We start from the raw sequence: 9,527 nt of genomic DNA, 5'->3' as shown, positions 1-9,527 counted from the left end.
ATACCGCGCTCGGCATACCCATAACTGAGCCCGTAGGATGAGTCTGTCTGGGGAAAGGGGGCGTCTGGCCTTCAACCAATTTGTGCAACAGAGTCCCTATATCCCGGGCGATGCGACCAACATGAAGATCAGTCGTGCCAAGGTGTTCTCGGCGTTCTCGGTGGATGAGCTAGAGCACCTTGCCGTCAAAGCGGCCATTCCGAAGAAGATGGCGATCAACGCTGCCAAAGAGACGGTTCAGCTTTTTCGGGAGCATTGGGAAGCGGAAGCGACAAACCTGCCGATGAGCGATGAAGTCAGATCAGCCGTTGAGGCTCACATGAAGACAGTGCCCATCCTGGAAGAGCTGTCATAGGGCAAGGGCTTCCTGACTCACCAGCAAAGCAGAGCGGGCTCAGGTGCCCAGCATCTTCTGCGCCGCCGCACCCCCATCAGCAAGTGAGGGGTGACGGACGGCTCCGGCGAAGCAGGGCGACAGGTACGCTCTAGCTAGCGGCGCTTGGCAGGTTCCAGATTTTCTTGGCGTTCTCGAACAAGTCGCCTGATCGCTCTTTGATCTTTGCCTCGTTCCAGCTGTCATGTTCGCAAAGGCGCTTGTTCAGATAGAGAACGCTGTGATCTTCCAGCGCTTCACGTTTCCCGCCGTCAGGGTCGCCTTCGACCACCCACGCCTTGTTCGACTGCACAGGGTTCAGCTTTTCGTTCAGCAGAGACAGATTTCCGATGGTGTGGATCAGTTCATTGCGGTGAAGCGTTTCCTCGGCTTCGGATGTCTTGCCAGGTAGCGGCCAGTTGGCTTGCCATGTCTGGGGCATCACATGCTCGACTGTCAGATTCTTCGGGACATCCTTCGTTTCGGCGAAATCCCCGCGCAATGCCGCCTCCATCGCTTCAAGGATCAAGCGCAAGCGCGGGCGCGTCAGGTTTTCGTAGAGCGGGTTATTCACCCAGGCCTTTTTGAACTCCTCATCGCTCGGCCAGCGGTCAAACTCGGCCGTCCGGCTCAGCAAGCTGTCCCGGATTTTTTGCGGTATCTGATCCGGCGCGCCGTCAACTTCTGCAATAAGATCGACAAACAGGCGGTTGTAGCCGCGCGTGCTCAGACGGCAGACCATCCGGCGGATAAGGAAAGATTCCATATCTGAAAGAACTTCCGCCAGCAGATCGACGCGCGATCCCAGCACATCGAAGAGCTTGAGCAGGAACGGATAGGCCGTGCCGATATCCATGACTTTCAAGCGATCGAGGAAGGTCTTGATGCGCGGATTCTCATGCCCTTCGACGATCTCGCGATAGATTACACCGTATCTCCTGATCGTCTTGATCCGGTCTTCCGGTGATCCGGCATGCGCCCCGAGCGAAAAATCGCGATAGGCGGCGTAGAGATGCGCAGCGGATACGTCGTCACCGGTCAGCAGCGTAAGGGCATGCTGAAGGAATATCTCGATCCGGGCGCGCCGCGCATGACCGCGACCAATCTCGGCACGCCAGAACGGCGCGTCCTTATCAAAGGCTTGCCAGTATTTCTGATAGGCCTTCTCCGCATCGCCGCCATTGTCCTGGATTTCGCTTAGGAGCGAGTTCTTGACGAGATCAGCCGACAATAGCGGTGTGCCCCGCGCATTCAGCGTCTCGAAAATCAGCTGCGCGTCATCTTTTTCGTCGAGATCGATGACCACGAGCCGCACATTGTCACGAATGGCACTATAGAGTGCCGGAATCTTCTTGTCCTTCTCCGCACCGTCGTTTTCGGCCAGCCACTCCGAAATGGCGTCATGGAAGAAGAGATATCCGTCAGGGATGTTGCGTCCCACCGCCTTCGCGTCTGACCGCACGCCATAGGCCTTGAGAAGCGCGGCGCGATCGTCGCTTTCCATCACCGTCTGATAGTCGTCCCGATCAGCATTTGTAGGCCAAATCTTGTAGCTTTCGTATTCCTCGGTGCTGAGCGGGTGCTGATTGCGGATAAGTTTGCCGATCGCCTTATGATAGCGGCTATCCTCTTCGAGCTTCACGACTGTCCGTCGTCAGATAATTTGGGACAGCTGAGCGGTTTTCCGTTTGGAGGCTCTGGCTCATCCTTGATTGATGTTATGCGTTTTCCGTTTGGTGGCGCAAGCGCCGCTTGATCATGGTTTTCTGTTTGATCTCCTCTCGCTGTTTCAGGATGCGTTCAGCGCGGCCGAAGTAGACATCGGCCGGTGTCAGGTTTCCAAGGCTCTCGTGGTAGCGTTGGTTGTTGTAATATTCGACGAAGGCCCCGATCTGGCGCTCGAGATCACCGGGCAGGAAGTAATGCTCCAGCAGGACACGGTTCTTCATGGTCTGATGCCACCGCTCGATCTTGCCCTGTGTTTGGGGGTGGTATGGCGCGCCTCGGACATGATCCATGCCCTTTTCGTCGAGGTAATCCGCCAAGTCCCCCGCGATGTAAGACGAGCCGTTGTCGCTGAGAAGTCTTGGCTTGGCGACAACGGTCGCGCAGTCACATCCTGAAGCCTCCAGCGCCCGGTCGAGCGTGGCAGTCACATCCTCGGCCTTCATGGTTGCGCAGAGCTTCCAGGTGATGATGTAGCGGCTGTAATCGTCGAGAATGGTCGACAGGTAGAACCACCCCCAACCCAGCACCTTCAGATAGGTGAAGTCGGTCTGCCACAGCTCGTTGGGCCGCGTGGTTTTATCCCGGAACTCATTGGCCGCCTTCATCACGATATGCGCCGGTGCCGTGACCAGGTCTTCCGCCTTCAGGATGCGGTAAACCGATGATTCCGAAACAAAATACTGCTTTTCGTCTGTGTATTTCACCGCCAGCTCACGGGGCGTCAGATCCTCATGCTCGAGCGCGAACTCGATAATCTCCGCCCGGGTCTCATCCGGGAGGCGGTTCCACACAGACCCCGGATGGGACGGCGTGTCCTTGAGCGCGTCAAGCCCACCCTCGGACCAGCGATCATACCAGCGGTAATAGGTCGTGCGTGGGATGTCGAGCATGGCCAGCGTCTGACGAGCGGGCAGATGCAAGGCTTCGACGGTGCGGATGATCTCCAGCTTTTCCGATGCAGGATACCTCATGCCTCGCACTCCCCATCCCCGATCATGCTTTTTTTGAGCAAACGGTTTTCCAGAGTCAGGTCGGCAACGACCTCCTTGAGTGCAGCCGATTCCGAGCGCAGCTCCTTGACCTCAGGCGATGTCGCCTGGCGGGCCGTATCCCCGGCGAGGCGTTGCTTGCCCGCTTCGAGGAATTCCTTCGACCACGTGTAATACAGGCTCTCGCTGATGCCTTCCCGGCGGCACAGCGCGGCAATGCTATCCTCGCCGCGCAGGCCCGCCAGCACGATCCTGATCTTCTCTTCCGCAGAATACTGCTTGCGCGTCTTGCGCTTGATCCCTTTGACCAGCTTGTCGGCTGCGTCCTTCGATGTTCCGGATCTCTTGTTCATCTTCGCTCCTTGGTGGCTGCGATGAACCAGAAATCCTCCGTTACGAAAACATCAAAGCTGTCCCATAGGCGCTGACGTCAGACAGCTTCACGACATCCTCGAACGCGCGCAGTAAGAGCTGCAGCGTCGTCAGTCTTTGCTGTCCATCGATCAGGAGCCGGGTCTCGATCTGCCCCGGCGGCACCGATGGCCGGTCTTGCACCGACGCGCCCAGGAAGTGCGAGCGCGGCTGCTTGCCGGTCAGCAGGTCTTCTGACAGACGCCGCAAATCCTCCCAAAGTGGCTGCCACTGTTCGTCTTCCTTCCAGACATAGGGGCGCTGATAGAGCGGGACACGGTACAGCACGTCCTTCTCAAAAAGATGTTGGATCGCCAATGTCCCGACCTGCATCGCACTCTCTCCCCTTCGTTGCTAATCACTTGAACGCTATGGCAGATCAGCTGATCAGGGAACCTGATTGTATCCCCGAGCTTATCCACCCGCATGCCAAGAATATGCTACACAAATGTGTATCCATTGGCTACACTTCAGGCTGATGAAAGATGTCGGGCTTCGCATACGCATTGATCGGGACCTGCGGGAGCAGTTTCTCAAGGCGTGCCAGGCGGACGACAAACCCGCCGCTCAAGTGATAAGAGAGTTCATGCGCGCCTATGTGGCCGAGCGTGGCGCTGATTCCGCAATCATGCATGGCGGCGTAAAAGAAAAAGATAACGGGGTAGAACCTTGAACGCAGTTGAAATCGAAGAAGCAATTTCCAGACTGGCCGAACAGCCGTTCGACGCCGAGGAGTTTCCTTTCGCGTTTCTGGAAGCGTTCGGCAACAAGGCGACCACCATCAAGCGGCTGCGCAGCGGCGCGTCGAACAAATCCGATATCGGCGGCGTTCTCCAGATCAACAATATCCACATCAAGGTCTGCGAAGAAGGGCAGGTCTCCGACACGATCCGCGCGCTGCGCGAGAGCCCTGCCACGAAGAACGCCCGCAACCGCGTCAAGTTTATCCTGGCCACGGACGGCATCACGCTGGAAGCTGAAGACCTTTCGTCTGACATTGCCCCAATCGTTTGCCCGTTCGAGGATTTCCCCGATCATTTTGGTTTTTTTCTGCCGCTTGCCGGTATCTCGACCGTCAAGCAAATCCGCGAAAGCGCCTTCGACATCAAGGCCACGGGACGCCTGAACCGACTTTACGTGGAACTGCTCAAAGACAACCCCGAATGGGGAACCGCCGAGCGCCGCCACGACATGAACCATTTCATGGCACGGCTGATCTTCTGCTTCTTCGCCGAAGACACCGATATCTTTGTCAAGGCGGATCAGTTCACCTCGACGATCGAGCAGATGAGCGCCCCGGACAGCACCAACACCCATGAGGTGATCAGCACGCTGTTCCGCGCCATGAACACCAAGGTCGAAGAGCGCGACGCGGCAAACATCCCGCGTTGGGCGTCCGATTTTCCCTACGTCAATGGCGGACTGTTCTCGCAAAGCGTGGATGTGCCGCGCTTCAGCAAGATCGCGCGCTCATACCTTCTGCATATCGGCAATCTGGACTGGAAGAAGATCAACCCCGACATCTTCGGCTCGATGATCCAGGCCGTCGCCGATGACGAAGAACGCGGCGCGCTCGGGATGCACTACACATCCGTTCCGAACATCCTGAAGGTTCTGAATCCGCTCTTCCTTGATGATCTGCACGAAAAACTGAACGAGGCCGGTGACAACGCGCGCAAGCTCTTGAACCTGCGCAACCGGATGGCACGGATCAGGGTTTTCGACCCCGCCTGCGGCTCCGGCAACTTCCTTGTCATCGCCTACAAGGAAATGCGCGCGATCGAGGCCGAGATCAACAAGCGGCGCGGCGAGCCTGACCGGCGCACCGACATACCGCTTACTAACTTCAGAGGCATCGAACTGCGGGATTTCTCCGCCGAGGTGGCGCGCCTGGCGCTGATCATCGCCGAGTATCAGTGCGACGTGCTCTATCGCGGCCAGCGCGAGGCGCTTCGGGACTTCCTGCCGCTCGACGCGATGAACTGGATCACCTGCGGCAACGCCCTGCGGATCGATTGGCTCAGCATCTGCCCGCCAACGAGGACGGGTGTAAAGATGCATGGCGATGATCTGTTCAGCATGCCGCTCGATCAGGCCGAGATCGATTTCGAGAACGAGGGCGGGGAGACCTATATTTGTGGAAATCCGCCATATTTAGGAAGCCGAAATCAGAATGACGACCAGAAGAGTGATCTGAAATCAGCACTGAATGGTCGGATATCTTCCTATAAGTCCCTTGATTACGTTTCGGGTTGGATGGTCAAGGCTGCGGACTATTGTCGCCTGGTCCCAGCAATGTTCGCCTTTGTTACCACGAATTCGATGAACCAAGGCCTTCAGGTGCCGTTGCTTTGGCCCACCATATTGGATGGTGGCCTGAAAATATTTTTCGCACATAAATCCTTTAAGTGGAGTAACCTCGCAAAGAATTCAGCTGGAGTTACTGTTTCAGTGGTCGGTGTTGGCCCTTCCAAATTCTTTGGGAAGGGAAGGATATTCGACAGCAACTCAGTTGCTGAGGTCCCTGATATAAACCCTTACCTCGTGCCCGCTGAAACTCGATATGTTGAAGGCGCTCGAAGAAGCATTTCTGGTCTGAATGCAATGGTCTTCGGAAATATGCCACGAGATGGTGGTCATCTGAGCTTTGATCAGACGGAAAAAAACACAGCACTAAATTTAGACGCACGAACTGAACGCTACATTTTTCGTTATGTTGGATCGCAAGAAATGATTGGTGGTATAGTTAGGTATTGCCTGTGGATTGAAGATTCGGATGCAAGTGATGCTGCGGCCATTCCCTTCGTGAAAGCTAGGCTCGAATCTGTTTCAAAGTCGAGAGGCCAAAGCTCTGCAAGTTCGACAAGAGATTTCGCGCGGAAACCACATCGTTTCGTTCAGTCTCCCGGTGTCGGGATTGACCACACTATACTGGTCGCTGGCGTTTCATCTGAGCGCCGAGAATATCTACCAGTAGATTTTGTTCCGAATGGATATGTAGCTAGTAACCTGCTCTTCGCAATTTTCGATGGTCCACTTTGGAATGTATCCCTCATTGCTTCGAAGCTCCATTTGGTATGGATTGCCAGTGTCTGCGGAAAGATGAAGACCGACTACCGCTATTCTAACACTCTCGGTTGGAACACTTTCCCGGTTCCCAAGCTGACCCAGAAGAACAAGTCCGATCTGAGCCGCTGCGCCGAAGAAATCCTTCTGGCGCGTGAGGCGCATTTCCCCGCGACCATTGCCGATCTCTATGACCCCGAAAAGATGCCCGACGACCTTCGTGCTGCACACGATCGCAACGACGAGGTGCTGGAACGCATCTATATCGGCCGCCGCTTTCGCAACGACACCGAGCGTCTCGAAAAACTCTTCGAGCTGTACACCAAGATGACAAGTGGCAAGGAGCGGATGCGCCAAGCTCAAGGGGCGCAGGGATGAGCACACTCACCGACATAGAAAAGCGCTACCTTGAGAAGTTGCTTGGCATGCAGAGCGGCTATGTTTTGGACTATTCAGATGCAACATATGGCGAGTTTTTCGGGCGACACGGAGTGGATATCCATGGCGATAAATACCAGACGTATGGCACTTCAAAGGCCAAGAAAATGCGTGCCTTTTGGGAGCAAGAACCTGATGCCCTCGTAGGGCAGGTACTGGATGAGATGCTGGCTTCATATGAAGCCGACTGTGATCTTAACGGCCACACGGTTGATGCGCCTGTCCTGGAGAAGACCCGTAACACAGTCTCCCGCCTTCTTGGCAAGCCAGCCGAACAAAAGGCCGCCAGGAGCGAAGATGACTTCCTCCATCGAGAGTTCACAATTCCCAATATCCAGAATCTTCCTATAGAGGCGCAATCCGTACCCATTATTGAAAGCCGCCTTTCGGAAGCGCGGACGGCCATGAAGGCAGGAGCGTACTTGTCTGTGATCTTTCTTTGCGGAAGCGTACTTGAAGCCGTTTTGCTTGGTTCTGCGCAGAAAGAACCCGCGCTTTTCAATCAAGCGTCATCTTCACCGAAGAACAAGGATGGAAGCGTTAAGCGTTTCTACGAATGGAACCTTGCGCAGCTTATCGATGTCGCGTGTGAAGTCAGCATCCTCAAGCCAGACGTGAAAAAGTTCAGTCACGGACTGCGCGATTTCCGAAATTATATTCATCCATATGAGCAAATGGTGTCGGGTTTTTCTCCTGATCAACATACTGCTACCGTTTGCTTTCAGGTTCTCAAAGCGGCACTCGCAAGCGTTGCTGGAGAAAGGAAATGATATCTGTTGAGCTCAAGGAAAAATTTCAGAACGAAAGAATAATCTATGACCAGTGAGAAATCCGTCCCATCCGTTTCCGTCACCTATGCCCGCAACGGCAGTTCGACCAAGTCGAACGAGCTTGGTATGCGGCCAATGCAGGAACGCGCCTTTGAGCGGCGGGGCGAGCAATATCTCCTGATTAAGTCGCCGCCCGCTTCGGGCAAGAGCCGCGCGCTCATGTTCATTGCGCTCGACAAGCTGCACAATCAGGGGCTCCGGCAGGCCATCATCACCGTGCCTGAAAAATCCATCGGATCAAGCTTTGCCGACGAGCCGCTCAGTGACTTTGGGTTCTGGGCCGACTGGCATGTCGTGCCGAAATGGAATCTCTGCAACGCCCCTGGCGCTGACGGCAGCAAGGCGGACTCGGTGGGTGCGTTCCTGAAAAGCGATGACAGAGTGCTGGTCTGTCCGCATGCGACCTTCCGCAACGCCGTTGAGAAATTCGGTGTCGAAGCTTTCGACGATCGCCTGATCGCCGTGGATGAATTCCACCATGTTTCGGCCAACCCCGACAACAAGCTGGGCGCGCAGCTTACCGAGTTGATTGCGCGCGACAAGGTGCATGTCGTGGCCATGACCGGATCGTATTTTCGGGGCGATACAGAGCCGGTGCTCATGCCCCATGATGAGGCGAAATTCGATACCGTCACCTACACCTACTATGAGCAGCTCAACGGCTATAAGTACCTGAAGACGCTGGATATCGGCTACTACTTCTATTCCGGCGCCTATGCCGACGACATCCTGAAGGTGCTAGACCCCGCCGAAAAGACGATCATCCATATCCCGTCTGTGAATTCGCGCGAGAGCACGAAGGACAAGATCAGGGAGGTCGAACACATCATCGAGGAGCTTGGTGCATGGCAGGGAACCGACCCCGCTACCGGCTTCCAGCTTGTGAAGCGCTCGGATGGACGCATCCTGCGGATCGCCGATCTGGTCGATGATGATCCGGCCAAGCGGGAGAAGGTCTCGGCGGCGCTTAAAGATTCCGCACAGAAGCACAGCCGTGATCATGTGGACATTATCATCGCCCTGGGCATGGCCAAGGAGGGCTTTGACTGGATTTGGTGCGAGCACGCACTGACCGTTGGCTATCGATCGAGCCTGACCGAGATCGTGCAGATCATCGGGCGCGCCACCCGTGATGCCGAAGGCAAGACAAACGCCCGCTTTACAAACCTGATCGCCGAGCCGGACGCGGCAGAGGCGGCTGTCACCGAGGCGGTGAACGACACGCTGAAAGCCATCGCGGCCAGCTTGCTCATGGAGCAGGTGCTGGCCCCGCGCTTCAACTTCACCCCGAAGAAACCGGATAGCGGGCCGGTCGAAGGCTTTGACTACGGTGAGGGCGGATACAGACTCTGTTGCACAAATTGGTTGAAGGCCAGACGCCCCCTTTCCCCAGACAGACTCATCCTACGGGCTCAGTTATGGGTATGCCGAGCGCGGTATAGCCGTTCATGACGAGGATGCGGACTTGGACTTCCGCAACCTGACGATCGAAGTCCCGCGCCATGAGGCGCTGGCCCAGCATTTTCACGCAGTGCATTTTGGTCTCGACGCGGCTTCGGCGGTGGTATCCACTCCAGTTTCGCCAGATCGCGCGGCCGAGGTATTTCGAAGCTCGCAGGGCCTCGTTTCTGGCCATTGCACCCGCGGTGACGGTCTTCCACGGCTTGGCGTTTTTGCGAGGCGGGATGACGG

9 protein-coding genes are annotated in these 9,527 nt (G+C 56.0%); 5 read left to right on the top strand and 4 right to left on the bottom strand.

Annotation, left to right across the window (positions count from 1 at the left end):
• Positions 1-37: 37 nt before the first annotated feature.
• Complete coding sequence (locus tag G568_RS0117090) at positions 38-355, top strand: hypothetical protein (RefSeq protein ID WP_026759119.1); 318 nt, start codon at positions 38-40, stop codon at positions 353-355.
• 130 nt (positions 356-485) lie between these two features.
• Here G568_RS0117090 and G568_RS0117085 read toward each other — a convergent pair whose 3' ends face one another.
• From G568_RS0117085 to G568_RS0117070, 3 genes are all read right to left on the bottom strand, one after another.
• Positions 486-2,015 carry a DUF262 domain-containing protein gene (locus tag G568_RS0117085; protein ID WP_026759118.1) on the bottom strand — a complete coding sequence of 510 codons (1,530 nt, stop codon included), beginning with the start codon at positions 2,013-2,015 and terminating at the stop codon, positions 486-488.
• A 76-nt stretch (positions 2,016-2,091) separates the two neighbouring features.
• Positions 2,092-3,443 (bottom strand): IS3 family transposase gene (locus G568_RS0117080; protein WP_157084457.1). Its coding sequence is split into 2 segments (ribosomal slippage): positions 2,092-3,107 and positions 3,107-3,443, totalling 1,353 coding nucleotides; the frame shifts between segments, so codons are not numbered across the junction.
• Positions 3,444-3,483: 40 nt separating this feature from the next.
• Positions 3,484-3,834 carry a DUF262 domain-containing protein gene (locus G568_RS0117070; protein ID WP_026759115.1) on the bottom strand — a complete coding sequence of 117 codons (351 nt, stop codon included), beginning with the start codon at positions 3,832-3,834 and terminating at the stop codon, positions 3,484-3,486.
• Positions 3,835-3,979: 145 nt separating this feature from the next.
• On the opposite strand from G568_RS0117070, the gene G568_RS19350 reads away from it, so the two are divergent.
• From G568_RS19350 to G568_RS19345, 4 genes are read left to right on the top strand one after another with little or no spacing between them, the layout of a single operon-like run.
• Complete coding sequence (locus G568_RS19350) at positions 3,980-4,174, top strand: hypothetical protein (protein ID WP_157084456.1); 195 nt, start codon at positions 3,980-3,982, stop codon at positions 4,172-4,174.
• Positions 4,171-6,945 carry a class I SAM-dependent DNA methyltransferase gene (locus G568_RS0117060; protein ID WP_026759114.1) on the top strand — a complete coding sequence of 925 codons (2,775 nt, stop codon included), beginning with the start codon at positions 4,171-4,173 and terminating at the stop codon, positions 6,943-6,945. The genes G568_RS19350 and G568_RS0117060 overlap by 4 nt, the downstream gene beginning before the upstream one ends.
• Positions 6,942-7,775: a hypothetical protein gene (locus tag G568_RS0117055; protein WP_026759113.1), complete on the top strand. Its 834-nt coding sequence runs from the start codon at positions 6,942-6,944 to the stop codon at positions 7,773-7,775. Before G568_RS0117060 ends, G568_RS0117055 begins: the two co-directional genes overlap by 4 nt.
• 45 nt (positions 7,776-7,820) lie before the next feature.
• On the top strand, positions 7,821-9,287 hold the full coding sequence (locus G568_RS19345; protein ID WP_245582976.1) for a DEAD/DEAH box helicase: 1,467 nt from the start codon (positions 7,821-7,823) through the stop codon (positions 9,285-9,287).
• Here the strand turns inward: G568_RS19345 and G568_RS20075 are convergent.
• On the bottom strand, positions 9,235-9,527 hold a 293-nt coding region (locus G568_RS20075), incomplete at its 5' end, for a transposase (protein WP_026759153.1). The genes G568_RS19345 and G568_RS20075 overlap by 53 nt on opposite strands.

The sequence above is a fragment of the Sediminimonas qiaohouensis DSM 21189 genome, assembly GCF_000423645.1.
GTDB classification, from domain to species: Bacteria; Pseudomonadota; Alphaproteobacteria; order Rhodobacterales; family Rhodobacteraceae; genus Sediminimonas; species Sediminimonas qiaohouensis.
This window is presented reverse-complemented; position numbering and strand designations above follow the sequence as displayed.